Source organism: Methylomonas stagni, assembly GCF_050154735.1.
Taxonomy (GTDB): Bacteria; Pseudomonadota; Gammaproteobacteria; order Methylococcales; family Methylomonadaceae; genus Methylomonas; species Methylomonas koyamae_A.
Genome location: NZ_CP189557.1, coordinates 2470590 through 2493015 on the forward strand (window position 1 = coordinate 2470590; position 22426 = coordinate 2493015).

The 22426-nt window shown below is 62.0% G+C and carries 13 protein-coding genes and 1 pseudogene; 3 read left to right on the plus strand and 11 right to left on the minus strand.

Going from position 1 to position 22426, the window contains the following annotated elements:
• From ACP4CD_RS11465 to ppc, 6 genes are all read right to left on the minus strand, one after another.
• The gene (locus tag ACP4CD_RS11465; RefSeq protein WP_426994625.1) at positions 1-678 is read right to left on the minus strand and encodes a transaldolase family protein; all 678 of its coding nucleotides are present in this window, start codon (positions 676-678) and stop codon (positions 1-3) included.
• A gap of 87 nt (positions 679-765) precedes the next feature.
• Positions 766-2556: a TolC family protein gene (locus tag ACP4CD_RS11470; protein ID WP_426994626.1), complete on the minus strand. Its 1791-nt coding sequence runs from the start codon at positions 2554-2556 to the stop codon at positions 766-768.
• Positions 2553-3863: an HlyD family secretion protein gene (locus ACP4CD_RS11475; RefSeq protein ID WP_426994627.1), complete on the minus strand. Its 1311-nt coding sequence runs from the start codon at positions 3861-3863 to the stop codon at positions 2553-2555. The genes ACP4CD_RS11470 and ACP4CD_RS11475 overlap by 4 nt, the downstream gene beginning before the upstream one ends.
• On the minus strand, positions 3847-5892 hold the full coding sequence (locus ACP4CD_RS11480; RefSeq protein WP_426994628.1) for an ATP-binding cassette domain-containing protein: 2046 nt from the start codon (positions 5890-5892) through the stop codon (positions 3847-3849). Before ACP4CD_RS11480 ends, ACP4CD_RS11475 begins: the two co-directional genes overlap by 17 nt.
• 152 nt (positions 5893-6044) lie before the next feature.
• A complete protein-coding gene (locus ACP4CD_RS11485) occupies positions 6045-6491 on the minus strand; it encodes a hypothetical protein (RefSeq protein ID WP_426994629.1) in 447 nt (148 codons plus the stop codon).
• Between the two features lie 46 nt (positions 6492-6537).
• Entirely contained in the window at positions 6538-9324 is a 2787-nt protein-coding gene (ppc, locus tag ACP4CD_RS11490; protein ID WP_426994630.1) for a phosphoenolpyruvate carboxylase, read from the minus strand.
• 143 nt (positions 9325-9467) lie between these two features.
• On the opposite strand from ppc, the gene ACP4CD_RS11495 reads away from it, so the two are divergent.
• Positions 9468-10367, plus strand: coding sequence for a LysR family transcriptional regulator (locus tag ACP4CD_RS11495; RefSeq protein ID WP_064024551.1), 900 nt, complete (start codon positions 9468-9470; stop codon positions 10365-10367).
• A gap of 7 nt (positions 10368-10374) precedes the next feature.
• Here ACP4CD_RS11495 and ACP4CD_RS11500 read toward each other — a convergent pair whose 3' ends face one another.
• The 4 genes and pseudogenes from ACP4CD_RS11500 to ACP4CD_RS11515 all read right to left on the minus strand — a co-directional run bounded on the left by ACP4CD_RS11500 (position 10375) and on the right by ACP4CD_RS11515 (position 19699).
• Positions 10375-11493, minus strand: coding sequence for an HD domain-containing phosphohydrolase (locus ACP4CD_RS11500; RefSeq protein WP_071154867.1), 1119 nt, complete (start codon positions 11491-11493; stop codon positions 10375-10377).
• Positions 11490-15557, minus strand: a complete 4068-nt coding sequence (locus ACP4CD_RS11505) for a response regulator (RefSeq protein WP_426994631.1) — start codon at positions 15555-15557, stop codon at positions 11490-11492. Before ACP4CD_RS11505 ends, ACP4CD_RS11500 begins: the two co-directional genes overlap by 4 nt.
• A 37-nt stretch (positions 15558-15594) precedes the next feature.
• Positions 15595-17430: a HAMP domain-containing methyl-accepting chemotaxis protein gene (locus ACP4CD_RS11510; RefSeq protein WP_064024556.1), complete on the minus strand. Its 1836-nt coding sequence runs from the start codon at positions 17428-17430 to the stop codon at positions 15595-15597.
• Between the two features lie 173 nt (positions 17431-17603).
• A pseudogene (locus ACP4CD_RS11515) lies at positions 17604-19699 on the minus strand (autotransporter domain-containing protein).
• Positions 19700-20118: 419 nt separating this feature from the next.
• Between ACP4CD_RS11515 and ACP4CD_RS11520 the strand changes: the two are divergent.
• A complete protein-coding gene (locus ACP4CD_RS11520) occupies positions 20119-20859 on the plus strand; it encodes a glycosyltransferase (RefSeq protein WP_426994632.1) in 741 nt (246 codons plus the stop codon).
• Here ACP4CD_RS11520 and ACP4CD_RS11525 read toward each other — a convergent pair.
• Positions 20847-21284 carry a hypothetical protein gene (locus ACP4CD_RS11525; protein WP_064024560.1) on the minus strand — a complete coding sequence of 146 codons (438 nt, stop codon included), beginning with the start codon at positions 21282-21284 and terminating at the stop codon, positions 20847-20849. The two genes, ACP4CD_RS11520 and ACP4CD_RS11525, sit on opposite strands and share 13 nt — an antisense overlap.
• A gap of 130 nt (positions 21285-21414) precedes the next feature.
• Between ACP4CD_RS11525 and ACP4CD_RS11530 the strand changes: the two genes are divergently transcribed.
• On the plus strand, positions 21415-22401 hold the full coding sequence (locus ACP4CD_RS11530) for a helix-turn-helix domain-containing protein (RefSeq protein ID WP_426994633.1): 987 nt from the start codon (positions 21415-21417) through the stop codon (positions 22399-22401).
• Positions 22402-22426: the final 25 nt, after the last annotated feature.

Here is a 22426-nt window from a genome sequence, read left to right on the forward strand (position 1 = left end):
TTAACTTTGAAACGACAGCCGTTCGCCGTGCACGCCGCGCCAGTCCAGCGAGAAGCTCTCGACGGCCCGGTCGGTGGCCGGCGCGGCCAGCATGGCCCGGGCGATGTCCGGCGGCAGCGTTACCGACGCGACGCCGAGCTTCAAGACCTGCAAGACCTGCTGGACGTTTTTGAAGCTGGCCACCAACAATTTGCTCGGCAATTGGTAACGGTCGATCAGCGCTTGCAAGTCGCCCACCACGCCGAGGCCGTCCTGGCCCAGGTTGTCGATCCGGTTCAAATACGGCGCCAGATAGTCCGCACCGTTCAGCGCCGCCAACCAGCCTTGCTGCACGTGGTAAATCGCGGTCGCCAATACCGGAATGTCGTGCTGCCGCTTGATTTGCTTGATCGCGGCCAGACCAGGCGCATGCGCCGGTATCTTGACGACAATGTCGTAGGGCAATGCCGCCAGTTCGAGCGCTTCCGCGACCATGGCTTCGGTCGTCACCGCCACGACTTGTACGTGTACCCGAAGCTGTCCGCGGAAAATATCGGCCAGGGCCGGCAGCCATTGCTGCAAGCCTTGACCGCTACTGGCCAAAATGGTCGGATTGGTCGTTACACCAGCCAGCGGCAAGCTGACGGCAAGCGCTTGAATCGCGCCCAGATCGGCGCTGTCTAAGTAAAGTTCGAACATAATCGCAATCCGTGACAGTCAAAACAGCTTGCGATTATTGAGAATGCCGGCCGGGAAAGCAAATCGGCGGCGATCCGGCAATCGGCGTTAGCGCGCCGCCGCCTGCTCGAAATCGACCCGGCTATGGCCGAGCACGGTGCCGGTCGCGAAGGCCAGATCGACCAGCGCCACCTGATAATCGCCGACCGCCCTGACCTCGCGCAATTGCGCCTCACCCAGCCGGGTCAAGGTTTCCAGCACTTCGGTCATCGTCCGCAAGCCTTCCCGAAATTGCTTGAGTTCGGCGTCGTAATTCAGGCCGGCCAACAGCACGTTTTGCCGCGCGGCCAATATGCGCCGCCAGTTCTGGCCCAACACGTCCAGCGCATCGTAAATCTCCCGGCGCACGCTGAGTTCGCGCAATTGCTTGGTGGTCAAGCGTTGCAGACGCTCCTGCACCGCCTTGTCCAGCCGGGCGCGGCGCAATTCATTGGTCAACGGAATTTCCATCCGCAAGCCGATCGACCAGTCGGAATAGCGTCCGCTCAGGGTTTGATCGAAGGCGCCGTTGATCGAACCGGTATCGCGCCCCAAGCCGGCATATTGATAATCCAGCATGAACATCGGCAAGGTCTGGTTTTCCAGGTAATCGATTTTGGTGGCGTCGGCGGCCAGCTTCAATTCCAGTTCCAGCAACTCCAGCCGCCCGTCCAAGGCCCGCGCCGCCAACTGTTCCCGGTCGAAGCCGAATTCCAACAAGGTCGGCTCGGTTTCCGGGATCAAGACCGTCGGCGAATCCAAATCGAGATTGGCGTCGTTCAACAGCAACTTAAGCTGGCGTTGCCGGGTTTTCAGCGTGGTTTCGGCGACGATCAAGGTTTCCAGCCGCTCGGCGACGCCGATCTCGGCGCGATTGATTTCGACCGCGGCAGCCAGACCTTCGCCGACCCGTTTTTTGACCATCGCCAGATTGCCGGCGGCATTTTCGTATTGCTGGCGGCGCACGTCCAACTCGCCCCAGGCGACGTAGAGACTCCAATACGCCCGCTCGACCGCCGCCAACACCCGAATCGCCTGCAAACGGGTTTTGACGTCGACCGCTTGTTGCTCGTAGCGGGCGATGCGGATGCCGGCCACATTGTTGGCGATGCCGGCGTCGCGCAGCAGTGGCTGACTGATCGAAAAGCGCAGCGCGTTGCGGTATTGGTCGGAAGCCACGCCGCGATATTGCTTCTTGGCGTCGAACGGCGCGCTAATGGTGACCTTGGCGCCGGTCCGCAGCGGTATCACCACGCCGGCCTCCAGTTCCAAGCCTTCGGTGCGTTGGGCAATCGCGGTCAATTTATCGGTTTCGTTTTTCAGCGGCGAATCGGCGTCGCTGGGCGTAAAGGTCACGACATCCAAATTCTCGGCCGGGGTGTTCTTCTGGCCGTACTTGGCCTTGGCGAAGATCAAATCGTCGAATTTGGCTTGCTCCTCGCTGACCGCCAATTGCGCCAGCTTGGGATCGATTTGAGCAATTTTCAAATCCAGATTGTTTTCCAGCGCCAAGCCGCGCACCGCCGCGATCGACAGGCGCCGGCTGGCTTCCGGCTCGGCGGCCGGCCGCTCGGGTCGGAGTTGCACGGATTTGGGCGGCGCTTTGGGCAAGTTGGTCATCAAGCGTTCCTTGAAGCGCGGCAAAGCCTGTTCGACGGTTTGCGGCGGCGCGGCGGACAGCGCCGGCAAGTTCAATCCTTGATCCGTTTGCAGCCGCTCCTCGACGCGTTTGGCCAATTGGCGGTCCGGGGCGGTATCGAAATAGCCGGCGCAGCCGCCCAGCGCGAGCAGCAAGACTAAGCCGCGTAGCGCCGGGCAGGCGTTTGGCAAGCCAAGGTAGTGAGTTCGCCGCTTGTTCATTTCAGCTTCTGCCTGACCAGATCGTTGATCGGTGCCTCGACGGTCAGTTGCGGCGGAAACGCATTGAGCTGGCGCCACAATTCGTAGGCCATCGTCACCCGATTCAACAAGATCCAACCCTTGACCCGCACGCCTTGGCGCAAAAAACGCTCGCTGGGCCATTCGCGGTCGGCCGGGTCCGGTATCACCAGAACCCGGAATTTGCCCTTGCCGTCGTCGCTGGCGTCGACGAAGGCGACGCTGCCGCCGAAGGTGCCGACCGCCACTTCCGGCCAACCGGCGAATTGCAAGGCCGGCCAGCCTTCGAATTGCAAACGGGCGTGGCGGCCGGGCGTGATCAACGCCGCGTCGTTGCCGTCCACCCACAATTCGACGGCCTTGACGTCGCGGTCCGGCACCAGCACCAACAGCGGATCGCCCTGGCGCACCAAGTCGCTCTGCGGATTGGCGAGCAGGCGCAACACACTGCCGTCGCGCGGCGCGGTAATCGATTGCGATTGTTGGCGGGACACATCGACTTCGGCCTTTAGCAAGCTGGCGCGGCCGTCCTCGAGTTCGCTCTGGGTTTTGTTGGCCGCCGCGCTGGCCGAATCGATGCGGGCCTGGGCGTCGGCGCGAATCCGGCCGATCTCGGCTTCGGCGGCGCGCTGCTCGGCCAGCGCGCCTTCCAGACTGGCTTGAGCGCTGTTCAGACCGCGCCCGGCCACGACGCCGTCGCGCTCGGCCAGTTCGAACTCGCGTTGCGACACCAAGCCGTCGCCGAGCAAGCGTTGCAGACGCTCGCGCTGCAAACTCGCGGCATCCAGCGTGGCACGGGCCGCGGCAATCGCCTCGGCGGCGGCGCGGGCGCGTTGCTTGGCGACATCGAGCCGATATTGCGCGGTCGCCACCTGCAAATCCCGGGTGGCTTGCAGATTGTCGAGCTGCAGCCGGTAGGCGTCCAACTCGTCTTGCTTGGCGGCCAATTTGGCGGCGGCCGCGTCGCGTTGGCCGGCCAGACGCTCCAACAATCGCGGATCGACATCGGCGATATCCAGCAACACTTCGCCGGCCTTGACCTTGTCCCCTTCCTTGACATGCCAGGCCACGATACGGCCGCCGACCGGCGCCTCGACGGTTTGCTGACGCTCCAGCGGCGCGAACGCCGACACCCGCCCGCTGGCGTGGATGTTTTGCTGCCAGGGCGTCACCAACAAGGCCGGCGGCGTCAGCACGAACACCCAGACGCATGCCCGCGCCCAACGCCCGACCGTCCTCGGCGTATGCGCGGCCGCCAGGGCCGACAAGCGGTTATGCCATTCGTCCATCGCCCTCGCCTCCCCACTCGATGACGCGCGCCAGACCGCTTGCCACCGCCGGCACGCCGGTCGTCACGATCAAAGTCCACGGCGCGTCGGCGGCGCACAAGGTCGCCAACACCGCGTCGCGCCAGTCCTGGCTCATGTCGTCAAGCAAGCCGTCCACGATCAAAATGCCGGGCCGGCCCGCCATCGCCCTGGCCAGCAGCACCAAATGGCCTTGCGCGGCCGACAGTGGCGCGCCGCCCACCGTCAACTCGGTGGCCAGCGCGTCGAGCGCCGCGTCGTAGCCGAAGCGAGTCCAACCCAAGCGCTCCAAGACCTGCCTGACCGCCTCGGCGTCGATGTCCGACCGGCCCAGCCGCACGTTCTCGAACAAGGTGTCGACCACCCACTCCGACCGACCCACCAGCGCGACCCGGTCCCGCAAATTTTCCAAGCGCAAGCGTCCCAATTCGACGCCGCCGATTTCAATCCGGCCGCTAGCCGCCGGCCTTAAGCCGCACAGCAGTTCGACCAAGGTGGTCTTGCCGGCGGCATGTCCGGCCAGCAGCGCGACTTTTTCGCCAGCGCCGATCGCGAAGCTCAAGTCGTTGAAAACCGGCCGGCGCTGGCCGTAGGCAAAGCCGAGCCGGGTCGCGTTCACCGCCAACGCGCCGGCCGCCGGCAAGGCTTCGCCATCGCCGCGCTCCAACGGCAAATCCAGTAAATGACCGATTTTATCGGTCCCCGCCATCAGATCGTAAAACCCTTCCAGATGCTTGCCGAACTTGATCAACGAAATCAATGCCGAAGACACGATCAACTCGGCGGCCACCAATTGCCCCAAGGTCAAATGCCCGTCGATCACCAGATAACCGCCCAGCGCCAACAAGCCGGTGCTGGCGACGGCGTACAAGGCCAACGAACCGACGATTTGGCGCAGCAACACCCGAAAGTGACCGCGCTTGGCGTCCAGATAGCTCAGCGACAACGCATCGGTCCGTTGGACCGCCCAGCGTGGCCCGCCGGAAAATTTGAAAATCTGCTGATTGGCGGCCACGGTTTCCAGCCAAGCCACCAACGCGTACTTGGTAATGGATTCCTGAACTGCGGTTTTCACGCCGCCCCGCCCCAATACAAACACGATCAAGCCGATCAGGAGCAGCAATACCACGTCGAAGGCCAGCAGGAACGGATGATAAAACGCCAGCATCAGCAAACCCACGCCGGTTTGCACCAGCGTGCTCAAGCCGTCCAGCAATAAGGCCGAACCGGCCTTTTGCAAGGTCAGCACGTCGAAAAAACGGTTCACCAATTCGGCGCCGTGGTGAGCGTCGCCGGTTTCGCGCCGCACTCGCGGCAAGCGGTGGGCCAGATCGCTGGCCAAGCGCACGAACACCCGGCGCTGGACGATTTCGACCAGATAGGCCTCGAGTACATGAACCGCACCGGCAAAGGTCAAAAAGAAAAACAGGATGATCGCCAACACCAGCAAGGGTTGACCCATGCCGCCCATCGCCACGGTGTTGACCAGTGCCTGCACCGCGACCGGCGATGCCAGGGCCAGCAAGCCGGAGCCCAAGGCCAGCCCCAGCACCAGCCAAAGATCGGGTAAATCGGCGCGCATTAACTCGACCAACCGCCGCCAAGGCGGCAGATGGCCGTGGCCGGCGGGACTCACCGCATTGGCCAGCGGCGCTCTGGCTTGTATCAGCCACCACCCGGTCGAACGGTCGCCGCTCAAGCCTAGCAAGCCGGCGACCTCGGCCGGCTTGATCAAACGCTCTTCGACGGCGTCGCCGTGAATCAGCGCGACCCGCACCGAACCGGCCCGAAAGCCCGACAACACCAACCACCCCTCCCGCTCGGCCAGTTCGGCCAGCAACGGGGTTTGCGGCGCCGAGGTTTCGGCGGCGGCATTCGGCGTGAGTACCGCCGGCTCGAGACGCAGACCCAAACGGTCGGCGAGTTCGGTCAAATTCGCCGGCGGGTCCGGAACCGGTCCGGTTTCCGGCAGCGCCAACAGTCGGCTCAAAAATGCTTGTAAGGTCCGCATCGTTTCACGAGTCCTGATGGATTGACGAATCGGCAGGTGCCGGCCCCATTAAAGTCGTTCGAACGCGCGCGCCGATCCCAAGACCGTATCCAGCCGGGCAACTCCCGCAGCCACGTTTCATGATGGCCGGCGCGACATCACCGCCGTTACTGTCAAGTGAACATCAACAGCGTTGAGCCGAGTGCGCCGAACACCAAGGCCGAGCGCGCCAAGGCCGGCCAATACGCCCGCCCCGCCGAGTTTGCCCGCCAACGCGCCGCCAAATCGCGCCACCAGGTCAACGCGGCCAGATACGCGGCCCGTGCGACCCGCCACGATCCGTAACCGATCACGACGATGCCCAGCCAAAACACCGCGAATTCCGCTTGGCGCGGCGATAAGCCGAAGGCGGCCTCCAACCAATGCTCCAACAGCCACTCGACGATTTCTATCGCCACGTGCACGCCGTGACCAATCAGCGGCAACAGCGTATCGCCGAAGCTCAACATCACCAGCGCGGCGACGAAGTAGGCCAAACGCCGGCCGCCATACCGGCGCTTCGCGGCCGCATAGGCGTTCCCAAATGCGCCGATAGATACACTCACGATTTCGTCAATCATGATTCCTCCGTAGCGACTATTGCGGCGCCGGCCAGCCGCCGCGAAATTAGCCGGTGTTGCGCATGCCGGCGGCGATCGCGTTGATCGTGCGCAACAGCGGATTCAGCCAAGGACTGTCGCCGGCGCCGGTGTCGTCTTCTCGCACCTTGCGCAACAGGCAGACCTGCAAGAAATTCAACGGGCCCAGATAGGCGTCGCGGCGGCGCAGCGAGTCGGCCAAGCTAGGGTTGTCGGCCAACAGCCTATCGATTTGCGCCACATCCAACACCCACTCCACGCAACGTTGATACTCGCCGGCGATCAAACCGTACACGCGTTTGCCGGTTTCCGGGTCCACGCACAAACCTGCGTATTCCCGCGCCAGTTCCATGTCCGACTTGCTCAAGGCCATTTGCGCGTTGCTGAGCAGATTGCGGAAAAACGGCCAATCCCGATACATGGTGCGCAGTTGCTCCAAACGCTCGCTACGCCCGGCGCACCAGGTCGAGACGCTAAGGCCAACGCCGTACCAAGCCGGGAAGGTTTGCCGCGACTGGGCCCAGGCAAATACCCAGCCAATGGCCCGCACCGACTCTTTCGAACGGTCCTGCTTTTTGCGATGCGACGGCCGCGAGCCGATGTTCAAGCGGCCGATTTCGCCGACCGGCGTCGATTCGTAAAAATAATCCAGAAAGCCCGGCGTACGCTCGGTCAATTCCCGATAACTTTGCTCGCCGATCCGTGCCAACTCGTCCATCACCGCCAAATTGTCCGGATTATCGGGGGCGACCGGTTGCACCAGACTGGCACTGGCTTTCAGCAAGCCGGTCACGCCCATCGTCAGCTCGTAAATCGCGGTTTCCATGTTGTTGTAGCGATAGAACAAGACTTCGCCTTGCTCGGTAAACTTGATCTGTCCGCGCACGCTGTCGGCCGGTTGCGCCAAGATCGCCTCGTGGGTCGGACCGCCGCCGCGGCCGACCGTGCCGCCGCGGCCGTGAAACAAGCGGCAGCGGATGCCGCGCCGATCGCAAATATCGACGATGCGGCGTTGCGCCCGATACAAGCCCCAGGCCGACGCCAGAATGCCGCCGTCCTTGCACGAATCCGAATACCCCAACATCACTTCCTGACGGCGACCGGACGCTTTCAACAAGGTCAGGTAAGTCGGCGAATCGAATAAGTCGTTCAATACCTCCTCGATCCGGTTCAAGTCGTCTATCGTCTCGAACAGCGGGCTGACGCCGATGTTGCAGTACCAATGACCTCGGATCCGGCCAACCAAGCCGCACTGAGCGGCCAACAACATGACTTCCAAGACGTGGCTGGCGTGGTGGGTCATCGAAATCACGTATTCGCCGAAGCAGTCCGGACCGATCTCGCGCCGGCTGCTAGCCATCACTTCGAACAAGGCCAGGGTTTCGCGGGTCGCCAACGGCAACGCGCCCGGATCGAACATCAAACCGCCCGGCGCGGCGATCGCCTCGCCGAGCAATTGCAAGCGCTCGTGCTCGTTCATCGCCCGATAATCGATGCCCAAGGCCGCGCCGAGAATATCGGCCACCGCCTCGCTATGCTGGGTCGATTCCTGGCGCACGTCCAGATGCATCAAATGAAAGCCGAAGGTATCGGCGAGGCGAATCAGGTCGTGCAATTCCAGTTCGGCGATATTGGCGTCGCCGTGGTTGCGCAGCGACCGGTCGATCAGACGCAAATCGCGCAGGAATTCGGCCACGCTGGGATAGGCGTGGCAATCGGCCGGTTCCGCGTCGCCGCGCAAGCGCCTGGCAATGCGTTCCAAGCCCTGCTCTATCCGGTATTTGACGATGGTCAATTTATGGCGGTAGGGCTCTTGCAGATAAGGCCGCGCCAATTCGGCCACCGCCGGCCCCAATGCGGTGCGGTCGGCTTCCAGACTGGCACTGAATTCGCTCGTCAATTCGCACAAGCCGTAGGAATGCGACAACTGGCCGCGCAACGCATCGAGACGCCGCGCATACTCCAGCAGGATCGCTTGCGCTTGCAGCCGTAGCGCCAGCACCGTGGTTTCCGGGGTGACGTTGGGATTGCCGTCGCGATCGCCGCCTATCCACGATCCGAACTTCAAGAAACTGGGAATCCGCGCGCCGGCGGCCGCTTCCTCGCCGTAGACATCGACCATCGATTCCTCGAAATTCCGGTAAACCTTGCTGGTCGCCTCGAACAGCGACAGCGGAAAATAAAACAGGCCGGTATCGATTTCGTCGACCACGCCGGGCTTGCGGCCGCGCACTTCATCGGTGCGCAACAGCAACTGAATCTGCGCCTGCAAGCGTTCCAATGCCGCCTTACGGCCCGGACCCTGCCGGCTGCCGTCGATCTGTTCGTGGGTCAAAAACAGATTGCGCAACGCGCCCTTGACGGTACGACGCTTGGCCTCGGTCGGATGGGCCGTCATCACCGGCAAGTACAGCAAATCAGCCAACAAGGTTTGGACTTGCTCGGCACCGATGCCGGATTCCTTGAAGGTACACAAGGTGTCGTGGAACGAGCCCGGCCAGAAATGCCCGGTCTGGCGCTGGCGGCGCTGGCCTAGCGAATGCGACTCCTCGGCGATGCTCAACAGGCTGAAATATTGGTTGAACACTCTGACCACCTGGCCGATTTCGTCGGCGTCCAAGCGCTCGACGACATCCTGCAGGGGCTTGCGCCGGGCCGGCGTGTTGTCGCGCATCAGCGCGGCGAAGCGTCGCTGCAATTGCGCGACGGATTCCTCCACATCGCGTTGGCCTTGGTGTTTCAACACTCTGGTCAACATCGAACTCAGCAAACGAATCGAGCGGCGCAGTTGTTTATCGTCGGTATGTTTAGTCACTTAAGTCTCCATCATGGTCAGCGGTTACCGCATCGAGCAGCAAAAAGCGGGCCGGCCACTTTGTCGATAGGGTAACGCTAGTCTTTGGTATTGTTAAATAGAAAGATTAGAATAAATACATCGAAAATTTCTATGCAAAGGCCATGCAGGAACGCATCAATTACCAGCATTTGTTTTATTTTTGGCATGTGGCCCGCGAAGCCAGCATCACTCGGGCCTGCGAAAAATTGCATCTGGCTCAGCCGACCGTCAGCGGCCAACTGGCGGTATTCGAACAAGCCATCGGCGACAAGTTGTTCTTCAAAAGCGGCCGCAAGTTGCTGCTAACCGATACCGGGCGGGTGGTGTTTCATTACGCGGACGAGATATTCACGCTGGGCCGGGAACTGACCAATACCTTGAAAGGCCTGCCGACCGGGCGAGCCTGGCGCTTGACGGTCGGCGTATCCGACGCATTGCCCAAGTTGGCGGTGTACCGGCTAATCGAACCGGTTTTCCGCTTGCCGGAACCGGTCCAGATTCATTGCTACGAAGACAAGGCCGACCGGCTGTTGGCCGAGATTGCCGTGCAAGGCGTCGATTTGGTACTGTCGGATACGCCGCTGACCCCGGCCAGCGGCGCCAAGGCCTTCAACCACTTTCTGGGCGAATGCGATGTCAGCGTGTTCGGCAGTCCCGGCTTGGCGGCGACTTATCGGGATCGCTTTCCGCGCTCGCTGACCGGCGCGCCGTTCTTGCTGCCGACCGGCAATACCGCGCTGCGGCGCTCGTTGGACTTATGGTTCGACGCCAACGGGATCAGTCCCAACATTCAGGCCGAAATCGAAGACAGCGCGCTGCTGAAGACCTTCGGCGCCGGCGGCGCCGGCCTGTTCGTCGCGCCGAGCGCGGTGGCCGGCGAAATTTGCCGGCAATACGGCGTCGAGGTGTTGGGCCGGATTGAAACGGTGCTGGAACGTTTTTACGCGATCACGCTACGCCGCAAACAGCAACATCCGGCCGTCACCGCGATCCTCGACCACGCCAGGGACGGCTGGTTGTGACGGCGTCTTATTCGCCGTCGCGGTATTGCTCCGCTATCGCCTCGAAGCGACCTGCCAGCGCCGTCATCGCATCGGTGACGTCGGGATCGAACTGACTGCCGCGCCCCTCCCAGATCAATTTGACCGATTCGGCATGGCTGAAGGCCGGCTTGTAAACCCGCTTGGTAGTCAGTGCGTCGTAGACGTCGGCGACCGACATCAACCGGGCGCTAATCGGAATGCTATCGCCGCGCAAACCGCGCGGATAGCCGTTGCCGTCCCAACGCTCGTGATGGCAATAGGCAATATCGGCCGCGCACTCCAGGAATGCCCCCTCGCCGTCGCCGAATTCGCGAGCCGCCGACACGATCGCGTCGCGACCGGCCTCGCAATGCCGTTTCATGATCACCCACTCGGCATCGGTCAATTTACCGGGCTTCAGCAACACCGCGTCGGGAATCGCCACCTTGCCGATGTCGTGCAGCGGCGCGGTTTTGTACATCAACTCGATGGTTTCGTCGTTCAAGCAATTTCGGAACCGCGGGTGGCCGCGCAGGGCTTCACCCAGTTCGCGCACATAATTTTGGGTGCGACGGATGTGATTGCCGGTTTCGTTATCGCGGACCTCGGCAAGCGCGCAAAACGCCGAGATCACCGAGCCTTGGGCCGCGATTAGCTGCCGGTTGCGCTGCAATAACTCCTCGGTGCGCTCGGCCACCAACTGCTCCAGATTTTCGTTGTGCCGGCGCAGCTCTCGCGTGGTATCGGCCAGGGCCAGATGATTGCGCACCCTGGCCAACACCACCGGCGGCGACACGGGCTTGTGAATGAAATCGGCGGCGCCCAACGACAAACCGTATTCCTCGTCAACCGGACTGTCCAGACTAGTTAAGAAAATCACCGGAATGGCGCGGGTGGCGTTATCGGCTTGCAAGCGCCGGCAGACTTCGTAGCCGTCGATGCCCGGCATCACCACGTCCAGCAACACCAAATGCGGCGGACACCGGTCGACCAGTTCCAGCGCCTCGGCACCGTTAGTCGCGAAGCTGGTGGCGTAATGCCTCCCCAGGATGTGGTCCAGTAACTCAATATTGCTCAGCGAATCGTCGACAATCAAAACCCGTTGAGCCTTGTTTTGCGCGCTCATGTTCTACTCCTAAGGTCTACGGTCTTCGCCGAGTGTGGCCAATTCGACCAACGCGGCGTCGTAACGCAATTGTTTGACCGCTTGGACGACTTTGGCGAATTGCTCCGCCAAATTGGGATCGTCCAGCGTTCCTTCCAGTTCGTCGACCAGATGGCGGGCCTCCAAACTTTTACTCCGCAACTGCTGCTCGAGCAAGGCCAGGCGCGGCCAAAACTCCCCGCCCCACCGCCGCTCGGCGCCGCCGGAACAGCGGCGGCATCGAGTGTCAGCGCGGCCAAGCGCGCCGTCATCGCCTCGCATTCGCTCGCCAGGGTTGCCGCCAACTCGGCCCAGTTTTGGGCGCCGGCGGATTTCAGCAAGCGCCCTAATCGATCGGCCGGACCGGCAATGCTATCCAGGCCCAAATTGCCGGCCTCGCCTTTCAGATTGTGGGCCAGCTGATAGAGCGCTTCATTATCGCCGTCGCCCGCCAAGCGCCGAATTTGCGCGCCGGCATCGCCATGACGCTCGGCAAAGCGTGCCAACAAGCGCCGATAGAACAGCGGATCACCGCCCATGCGTCGCAACGCCACCCCGACCGAAACGCCCGGCAAGGCCCGCGCCAATCCGGCGATTTCGGCTTCGCTATCGACCGCGGCCGGCGCCGCATCGACGGTCCCGGCCGACTCAAGTATCGTCACCGGCCGCTCTCCGCCCTGCTTGACCCAGCGCGCCAGCACTTCGGCGAGTTCTCGCGGCTCAACCGGCTTGGCGACGTGGCCGTTCATGCCCGCCAACGCGCAAGCCTCGCGATCTTGCGCCATCGCCGCCGCCGTCATCGCGATGATCGGTAAATGCCGGCCCTCCGCCAGGGCCCGAATTCGCCGGGTCGCTTCCAGGCCATCCATGACGGGCATGTGCAAATCCATCAACACCGCATCGAAACGCTGGCGCTGCACCAGATCAACGGCCTCCTGCCCATTGTTAGCCAGCTCCACCGACAATCCGCTTTTCGTCAAAAACTCTCTAGCCACTTGCTGATTGAGTTCGTTATCCTCGACCAATAGAATCCGGGCGCCGCGTATGCCATCCAACAACACCCGGCTGGTTTCGAACACGTCGGCGGTCGGTTTCGACCTAACGTGCTCCTGACGTTGCAGCGCCATCAAAACGTCAAACATTTCAGACGGCGTCACCGGCTTGCCGACAATCGCGTCGATCAAGGCGCCGTCGGTGGCGGCGGCCAGTTCTTCTCGGCCGAAACCGGTCACCATTACCGTAATCGGCGGGCGATTCTCCGGCTTCAGTTCGGCCAAGGCCCGAGCGAACTCCAGCCCATTCATCGCCGGCATTTTCCAATCCAGGATCAACAAATCGTAGGGTTGACCGTCGCGTTCGGCCTCTTCGAAAAACCGCAAACCGGCGGCGCCGGAGTCGGCGGTCGTCACTTGAAAGCCCCAGCTTTGCAGCATGGTCCGCAGAATCAGCAAAGAGGTTTCCTGATCGTCGACCACCAGCGTCCGCATCGCCCGCAAGTCGTGCAAGCCGCGGCCGGGCTTGGCTCGCGGTTTTTGCGGATCCGGCAAACCCAGCCACACGGTAAACACGAACGTACTGCCGCGCCCCGGTTCGCTGGACAATGCGATGCGGCCGCGCATCATCTCGACCAGGCGTTTGCAAATCGTCAGGCCCAGGCCGGTACCGCCAAAACGGCGGGTGATGCCGGCCTCGGCCTGCACGAACGGCCGGAACAATCGGTTGGCCTGATCCGCCGTCAAGCCGATCCCGGTATCGCGCACCGCGAAGCGCAAGCACACCGCGTCCGCCGTGATCTCTTTTTGCTCGACCTTCAAATGCACTTCGCCGCGCTCGGTAAATTTGATGGCGTTACCGACCAGATTGTCGACAATCTGGCTCAGCCGCAACGGATCGCCGACCAGCCACTCCGGCACGTCCGGGGCCATGTCGATAAACAATTCGATCCCTTTCTCCTCGGCCCGAAACGAAAACAAATCGGCGGTGGCGCGCAAAATATCTTCCAAACAAAAATCGACCGCCTCGATGTCTATCCGGCCCGCTTCGATTTTCGAATAATCCAAAATATCGTTGAGTATGCCCAGCAGAGCCTGCGACGCATTCAATACCTTGCCCAGATAATCGCGTTGTTGTTGACTAAGCTCGGTATCCAACGCTAAGCGGGTCAAACCGATGATGGCGTTCATCGGGGTGCGGATTTCGTGACTCATATTCGCCAGAAAATCCGACTTGGCGCGGTTGGCGTCATCGGCCAGCTTCCGGGCTTCCAGCAGTTCGGCGGTGCGTTCGTCGACCAAGCGCTCCAGATGATCTCGATAATGCGCCAATTCCTCTTCGTTGCGTTTCCGGTCGGTGACATCCATCCGAATGCCGAGCACGCGTCCGACCGCGCCGTCCGCGCCGCGTTCCACGTTGAAAGCCTTGGCGCTCAACCAACGGTATTCGCCGTCGGCGTGGCGGATCCGCGCCTCGTAGGTGTAGGCGTCGGCTTGCTTGGCCAACACGCTGTTGATTTTGCCGGCCACCATCGCCCGGTCGTCCGGATGCACCCGCTCCAGCCATTCTTCGCGGTCGCCTTGACCATCCTTGGGCGAGTAACCCAACATGCTGTAGTAAATCGGCGAAACCACGAAACGATCGCTGACCACATCCCAGTCGAAAATGCCGATTTGCGCGGCTTCCAGCGTCAGCCGCAAGCGCTCTTCGGACATCCGCAATTTTTCCTCGGTTTGCTTGCGGTCGGTGACGTCCAGCGTAAAACCGTTGACGACGCCGTTGGCGTCGGCCCTGGCCGACAGCGAGAACCATTTGGTATGGCCGCCGGCCAACACGGCGCGGGTTTCGAATTCGCGGACTTCCCGGTCGGATTCCAAAGCCTTGCATAATTGAGTGGAGTCGGCGAAGCGAAAGTCGGCGCCACCATAAGTAGCCATGAATTCTTCGACCGACTCGCAATCGAACTGCCGAGCCATCGTCAGGTTGGCGAACAGGTGTTTGCCCTGGTTGTCGCATTGGAAGACGCCGATCGGCGCGTTTTCGACGATATAGCGGTATTTTTTTTCGTTGCTCTGCCACTTCAGCAGACCGTAACGGGCCGTCAGCATTAATTTCAGCGACAACAGCGCGATCAGCAGACCGGCGGCCCCGTACCAGCGCAGGTGCTCGTACCATTCGGCCAGATAGTCCTGCTCGGCGATGGCCGCCAGTACGAATAAGGGGTAATGGCCCACCCGGCGGAAGCTGTAAAGGCGTTTGACGCCGTCGGCCGGACTGATTTCGACGTAATGACCGCGATCGCTACCGCGCGCGACAAAACCGAGCACAGGGTGGTCGGGAAAAGGTTGGGCGGCGTCCTCGGTCAGCATCGGATGACGCGCCAGCAAGCGCATCGCGTCGTCGCGCAGCACGACCGCGCCGTGTTCGCCCAAATCCAGTGTCGCGTAAAACTTTTCGAAGGAACTCAACAGCGTCACAACGTTGACGACACCGGCAAAGCGGCCGTCCGGACCGTCTATGCGCCGGGTCAGCGAGATTTTTCGCAGACCCAGGGTCTTGGAAATCTGCGGCGGCGAGATCGATAAACCGACGCTGGGGTCCGCGCTATGACGTTGGAAATATTCACGATCCGCGATACTGATCGGCGGCTGGCTGTCCAGCGAACTGTACAGACAATCGCCTCGGGCATCGAACACCTGAATCGCGCCGGTTTCGATGATAGCCGCGTCGTTGAGTCTGGTGGCCTTGTCCATCAGCAAACGATGCAGTTCCAACGCGCGTTCGGTCTGGTCGCCCAAGCGCGCCTTCATATCGTCGGCCCGCAAATGGCCCAGTACGTCGTTCAAGATCAAATCGATTTTTTGCACGGTCGCCAGCGCGTGCCCTTCCAGGACCATAGCGATGTTTTCGGTTTCGACCCGGGCGTGGGCAATGCGCTGTAGCCGTTCCTGCCACAGGCTAAATCCCATCAATACCGCAAAGCCGACGACCCCGACCAATCCGGCCAAACTCGCCGTGCCCAGAGAGAAGCGATTGAAAAATCGTGACGTCATCAGCGTCCCCAACCGTTCAAAAAGCCGCGACCCTCATTCAAAAACGTTTGAATCGTCCGCGCGGCGCGTCCGGACGCACGGATTTTTCGGCGGCGGGCCCCGCTGCTTCGCCTATGTCGAAAAACCGCATCAATTCCAACAGTTGGTCGGTTTGTCCAGTCATGCCGCCGGCAGTGGCGGCCAACTGTTCGCTGGCCGACGCGTTTTGCTGGGTGGCTTGGTTCATTTGCGACATCGCCGCGTTGATCTGGCTGACGCCAATCGACTGCTCATGCGACGCGGCGGCGATTTCCCGAATCAACTCCGAGGTTTTGGCGATGCCCGGCACGATATGGTCCAGCAAGTTACCGGCGCTTTCGGCGGTTTCGACACTGGTTTCGGCCAGTTTGCCGATTTCCCGAGCCGCGACCTGACTGCGCTCCGCCAACTTGCGTACTTCGGCGGCGACCACCGCGAAGCCTTTGCCGTGGTCGCCGGCCCGCGCCGCCTCGATCGCCGCGTTCAAGGCCAACATGTTGGTTTGGTAGGCAATATCGTCGATGATGCCGATCTTGGCGGCGATCTGCTGCATCGCCGTCACGGTTTGCCGAACTGCCGCGCCGCCGGTCGCTGCCTCTTGCGCGGCCTCGCCGGCCATGCCGTCGGTAATCCGGGCATTATCGGCGTTCTGTTCGATGCTGGCCGCCATTTGCTCGATGCTGGCGCTGGTCTGTTCGGCCCCGCTGGCCTGCTGACTAGCGGCGCTGGCCAAGGCTTGCGAAGTGGCGTCGATCTGCTCGGCGGCGTTACGCAACGCATCGGCCGCCAGCATCACCTGACCGATGGTTTCGGCCAGACGGTTGATCGTGTTGTTGACGGTATTTTTAAAGTTCAGGAATTGGCCGCGATAGTCACCGTCCAGGGTTCGGGTCAATTTGCCGCGTTCGACCTCTTCCAGGACCGCGATCGCGGCGCTGACCGGCTCGACGATCGCTTCCAGGGTCCGATTGATTCCGGCGACGATATTGCGATAGGCGCCGCGATGCTGGTCCGCGTCGGCCCTGACTTCCAGTCGCCCGTCGGACACCGCGCCCACCAGTAGTTCGGTATCGGCCACCATGGCCCGCAGGCTGAGCCGGACGCTTTCCATCGCCTTTAGCAACTGACCGGTCTCCTCGGTACGTTCGGTCTTCAGCTCGAAATTCAAATCGCCGTCGGCCATGCGCCGCGCCGCGTCCAGTGCGGGTCGCAGCGACTCGGCAATATGCCGAGGAAAGACCCACACAAAGGCCAAGGCCAAGGCCAATCCCACCGACAGCGCCGCCAACGACACCCGCACGCTGAACGCCACGTCCGCGCCGGCGGCCGCGCGCAAGCTGTCGGCTTGAGCGTTGACCAACTCGGTCAATTCGTTGATGACCGCCCGGGCTTTCTCGAAATCCGCCTCGCCTTTTTGATAGGGGGCAGGCTTACCGGCTAATGCCGAGGCGATATTGGCCTGACTTTGCTTAACCCAAGCCTGAAAGGAAGAATCGAAGCGGGCTTCGTACTGGCCGGCATTCGGCAGGTCGGACAAGGCCAGAAACTTGCTGAAGCGAGTACGGGCCTGTTGCAGGTTCTCGGCGTGAAACGCCTTGAGTTTGTCGGCCGCCGCGCTGTCCAAACCGGGCGATTGTAGGGTACGTTCCGCCAGCATCGCCTGATACATGTCGCGGTCGCTTTCCAGCAACACCGCCAGCGCCGGCAATTCGACCTCGCCCAGGCGCCGGGTGTGGTCGCCCAGTTTCGATAGATAGTTGTAGCCGAGCCCGGCCACCACGACCAACACCAAGGACATCAACGCAATCGGAATCGCGGTTTTCACCCGAATCGACAAGTTCGCAAAACTTTCCATTTCCCCTCCCAGAAGGCTAGCGGCCGATACGCAAAAAACGGCCTCGTGAAGAAAGCATAGACCCGAATCGACCCTAGTTCCGGATTTGGTCGGCGGCGGGTTCGCATGGCTATATAGCGTCCGGTCAACGCTATTACCCAAGCAAGCGACCAAGCACCTGCAAAATCCGGTGCTTAAAACGGAATCCTGGCCCCGAGCTCGACGGTATGATCGGAAATATAGGCTTGGCCGGCGCGGTATTCGTAACGTAAGAAGCCGGCTCGCCCTTCCGGCAAGGTCATCGCCAGCGAACCGCCCAAATTGAAATAGTCCCGGTCCGGGTTCTCGGTGGCGACGCTGAACGAACCGGTACCGGCCGCCGCCTGACTGAAGCGGGCTCGAATCGCGCGGCTGTCGTTCATATACTGATGCACCCATTCGAAACGAGCGCCCGGCGTCAACACCCCCAGGGGGTACTGACCGATTTGCTGGCTTGCGCGCCTATCGTCGAGGTGACCGACTCCATGGCCTGACGGTCGTAGGTCAAACCCAGACCTCCGCCGCCGGCTTCCCGATAGGCATCGACTTGCGTGTTGATGTACTCCCAACGTAGGTAGGGATTGAGCACGAAACTATCGATGGCGACATCCTTGCCCAGACCCAGGCTGATGCCGTACTGATCGCCGTTGACCGAACTGCGCGCGACGGTATCGATGTCGCTTAAATTCAAGCGCCTGTCCATTTCGAACGCGTGCAATGCATAGCTCATGATCCAATCGACATAAAAGTCGGCGGGGAGAAAGTAGCTGCCGTAGGACGAAAACTCGTAAGCATCGTTGGCCATTTTGCCGTTGTTGCGTTGGTAATCGGTGTTGGCCCCGCCGTAGCCGAACGAGGCGCCCCATACGAATTCGTCGGTAAACCGGTAATCGACGCCTAGCGTGACCGCCTTGCGGTCGACCTTGTAACCCTGTTCCTTGTAGCTGGCGTTACGCTGACCGACGTTGAATTGGCCCTTGATGAAAAAGCCCAGCGGACTGTCCCGAAACGGATCTTCGGCGGGATCGTCGCCGGCCGCGCCGCCGCGCGCCGGACTCAAGGCCGCCAGCAAAGCCTTGCCAACCGGCAGGGCCTCGCCGTTGATGTTGATCGTCGAATACCCGAGCAAGGTCGAACCTTGCGACCCCGAATTTCGTAAATTGACGATACGGCCGTGAATAATCGAAAACTGCTTGAACCCGAAATCGATCGCGGCGGCGCCTTGAGCCGCCACTTCATCCGGAATCACCTGGTTCAAATCGTTATTGGTGATGGTCTCGCAACGTGCCGCCAAAGCGCCGCTGGCATTTTCGCAAGCGGAGGTCAGGCCGTCGTAGATGGCTTGTTGGTTTGGCGAGAAGCCCGGGTCGCTGGTCAGATTGGGCGTCGGATTTGGGGTTGGATCAGGCGTCGGCGTTGGATCAGGGGTCGGAGTTGGATCGGGCGTTGGGGTCGGATCCGGGGTTGGCGTTGGCGCGACATCGTTATCGGCGATCGAAATCGTGGCGCCGGAGCCGACATTGATCGAACCGTCGCAGTCAGGCTGATACTGTAAGGTCAGATTGATCGTCTCGCTACTCTCAACCTCGCTGTCGTCGTTAATGTTGACCACGACGGTCGCCGAGCCGTTCTGGACCGCATCCAAGCTGAAATCGCCTCCGGAGATGCTGAAGTCGCTGCCGGCGGTGGCCGTACCACCGCTGGCGGAAACCACGCCGGAGACGAAACAACTACCGTAATCGCTCCGCCCCAACGCCAAATTGACGGTGACCTCAACGACACCGCCGGCCTCGTCGACGCTGTAACTGCTTGGAGAAAAATCGAGCGTGTAAGCTTCGACCGCCGGCAGCGCCGAAACCAACGCGGCAAAGGCCGCTAAAATGAGCGGCTTGGACGCGACGTTGCGCGGCTCGAGAACACTGAACGGGTACGCTGGTTTACCACACGCCGGACCGGCGGCTGGGATAGCGCCGCTATCCGGGTTTGCCAAGGGTAATAACATCACGAGATGACACGGTAAAAAAATGACAGCGTTAAAGATAGCCGCTGGGCAGCGTTCTGTGAATGGCGCGGCGGGAAATCCGGAGCGGCGGGCGGAAACCGCGTCCCGTGCGGAACCGCCGGGACGAACGGCCCGAAACGAATCGCGGAATGCGCAATCTCCGGCCTCCCCTAGTGTTTCCAGCCCAACGGCATGCCGGCGATGAGCCGTATTCTGTATTGTTGGGAATTGGGCGCCGGTTACGGCCATATCGCCGCGTTCTTGCCGGTGGCGAGACGGTTGCGACAGGCTGGGCACGACGTGATTTTTGTGCTGAAAAATCTGCAATTCGCCGACGTGCTACTCGGCGACGAGGCTTTCGACTATTTGCAAGCGCCGGTCTATTGGCCGGACGGCCGGCCGCTACCGGCGGCGCTGAATTACGCCGGGATACTGGCAAACACCGGCTACACCGACCCGACCGCGCTCTACAGCCGAGCAAACGCTTGGCGCGCCCTGTATCGGCACCTGAAACCCGACCTGCTGGTGTTCGACCACGCGCCGACCGCACAATTAGCCGCGCGCGGTCTGCCGCTGACCGGGGCGCTGTTCGGCGGCGGCTTTCAAATTCCGCCGGCCAGCCACCCCTGCCCGCGTTACGTCCCTGGTTACCGACCGCGCCACGCGAGTTGGCCGACACCGAAGCGCGCGTGCTGGCCGGAGCCAACGCCGTCGCGGCTCGGCTGGAAGCACCGACGTTGCGGACCTTGGCGGATTTGTTCGAGACCGCCGAAAGGTTTTTGTGTACTTGGCCGGAACTGGACGCCTATCCGCAACGCGTCTCCGCCCGTTATTGGGGCCCGGCGCTGCATGCGACCGCCGGCTCGGAACCGCGCTGGCCGACCGGCTCGGCACTCAAGCTGTTCGGCTACCTGCGCCCGGAGTACCCTGCCCTGGGCCCTCTACTGCAAGCGCTAGCCGCCAGCGGCTGGTCGTGCCTGCTGCACATTCCCGGCGCGTCCGCGGCCTTTGCCGACCAACACGCCGGCGCCAATCTACATATTTGCGCTCAGCCGCTACGCCTGGAAGCGGCGCTCGGGACTTGCGATCTAGCCGTCCACCACGGCGGCGCCGCTACCGGCGCGGCCTGTCTATTGGCCGGCAAGCCGCAATTGGTGCTGCCGATGCAGATCGAGCAAGCCATCAACGCCCGCCGCATCGTCGAAGTCGGTGCCGGCATCCAGCTACCGGCCGAGACCCTCAAGCCCAATTTCCGCGCACTGCTCAAGGACCTGAGCGCGCGGCCGAACTACGCCGCCGCGGCCTCAGCTTTCGCGGCGAAATACGCCGGATTCGAGCCGGACGCCCAAGCACAAGCCATCGCCGAACGCTGTCTGAGCCTGATCGAGATCCGACCTCAAGCCGACTGAGCGGCGTGTCTGACCGCCGCCCAAGCCGCGCGGCCAAAACCGAAGCTGGTCGTGACGATGCTGGCAAAGGTATACAGCTTGAAGACCGCGACCGCGACGCCGGTCGCGGCCGGGTCGTCGAGCACCGGAAACATCGCCATCAGTAAAAACAGGCTGGAGTTGGTGAACGCCCCGATCACCATGGCCCAACAGGCAATAGCCGGCAGCGGAAAGCGAGCGCCGTAAAAGCCCAGCAGCAACGCGCTCATCAATAAAAAGTCCAGATGAGCCTGCAGCAAGCGGGCCGGCTTGCCGGGAAACAAGGCCTGGAGCGGCGCCAACTCGAAGTGCAGACCGACCAGACACCAGGCCATGACCAGCGCGACCAACAGCCAGCAACCGGCGCCTTTCAACAATAGGGGATTCGGATTCGATAAGGAATTCATCGCGGACCTCTAGGAAAAAGCCGTATGCTAACGTGCTCGGCGCTCGCCCGCTTGTCCGAATCGGCCCCGACGCTTGACCAAAACGGCACTTACGCCAATAGTATGTTGCGCTCGCCAACCCAGATCAGCCATGACCAAACGCACTGACGACCAGCCCATACACGCGGACTTTTACTCGACCGAGACCATCGCGCCGTCCCACCGGCAGGCCTGGTTGCGCGAAGTCATCGGCCGCGAATACGCCAGAGTCGACATCGAGCCGCCCACCGACCAGCCGTTGTTCAACGAAATGACGATACATCACTGGTCCAATCTGCGTCTGTCGGCGATCCGCTCCAACCCGTTGGGCTTGCGCAGCTTGCCAGGCGAACCGGATTCGGCCAGCCAAGACGCCTATTTCGCGGTACTGCTGCTGGACGGCCGTTACCGCTTGCGCCAGCACGGCCGCGAGGCCTTTCCGCAAGTCGGCGATTGGACCTTATACGACGCCACCCAAGCCCACCGCATCGACTGCCCGGACCGTTTCGCCAAGCTGCTGGTGGCCATTCCGCGCCCCTTGTTGCGTGCCCGCCTGCCGGGCGTCGAACATTGCACCGCGCTACGCCTGCCGGGCGAACAAGGGCTCGCCGCCGTCGCCGGCGCCCTGGCGCGGACCGCGCTGGCGCAAGCCGCCACGTTGAAGGCCGACGAAACCGCGCTGATCGCCGAGCAGCTCCAGGATTTGTTGGTCAAGGCTTTCGCGGAACTGCGGCCGGCCCGCTTCGAATTGTCGGCCAGCCGCGCCGCCGCGCTGGACCGCGCCAAACGCCACATCGAATCGCGCTTGGCCGACCCTGAGTTGAACGCGGCCCGCCTGGCCCGCGAACTGGGGCTGTCCGCCCGCTATTTGAACGATCTTTTCGGCGCCGAAAATACCTCGCTGATGCGTTACGTCCGCGAACGCCGGTTGGCGCGTTGCGCGGCCGAGTTACGCGCAGGTCCGCCCGCCTGCCGCAATCTGACCGCAGTCGCGCTACGTTGGGGCTTTAACGACATGGCTCACTTCAGCCGGGTCTTCAAGCAACGCTACGCCTGCCCGCCGCGCGACTACCCAGCCGGCGCCGACGATACGTTCTGACGTTCACCGGCGCGCCACACGCCAT

What these genes read in the sequence shown, in the direction of transcription:
- ACP4CD_RS11500 (WP_071154867.1), bottom strand. Translation starts at nt 11,493, where the DNA reads ATGAGCGCGCAAAACAAGGCTCAACGGGTTTTGATTGTCGACGATTCG.
- ACP4CD_RS11505 (WP_426994631.1), bottom strand. Translation starts at nt 15,557, where the DNA reads ATGACGTCACGATTTTTCAATCGCTTCTCTCTGGGCACGGCGAGTTTG.
- ACP4CD_RS11475 (WP_426994627.1), bottom strand. Translation starts at nt 3,863, where the DNA reads ATGGACGAATGGCATAACCGCTTGTCGGCCCTGGCGGCCGCGCATACG.
- ACP4CD_RS11465 (WP_426994625.1), bottom strand. Translation starts at nt 678, where the DNA reads ATGTTCGAACTTTACTTAGACAGCGCCGATCTGGGCGCGATTCAAGCG.
- ACP4CD_RS11495 (WP_064024551.1), top strand. Translation starts at nt 9,468, where the DNA reads ATGCAGGAACGCATCAATTACCAGCATTTGTTTTATTTTTGGCATGTG.
- ACP4CD_RS11525 (WP_064024560.1), bottom strand. Translation starts at nt 21,284, where the DNA reads ATGAATTCCTTATCGAATCCGAATCCCCTATTGTTGAAAGGCGCCGGT.
- ACP4CD_RS11480 (WP_426994628.1), bottom strand. Translation starts at nt 5,892, where the DNA reads ATGCGGACCTTACAAGCATTTTTGAGCCGACTGTTGGCGCTGCCGGAA.
- ACP4CD_RS11485 (WP_426994629.1), bottom strand. Translation starts at nt 6,491, where the DNA reads ATGATTGACGAAATCGTGAGTGTATCTATCGGCGCATTTGGGAACGCC.
- ACP4CD_RS11510 (WP_064024556.1), bottom strand. Translation starts at nt 17,430, where the DNA reads ATGGAAAGTTTTGCGAACTTGTCGATTCGGGTGAAAACCGCGATTCCG.
- ACP4CD_RS11530 (WP_426994633.1), top strand. Translation starts at nt 21,415, where the DNA reads ATGACCAAACGCACTGACGACCAGCCCATACACGCGGACTTTTACTCG.
- ACP4CD_RS11470 (WP_426994626.1), bottom strand. Translation starts at nt 2,556, where the DNA reads ATGAACAAGCGGCGAACTCACTACCTTGGCTTGCCAAACGCCTGCCCG.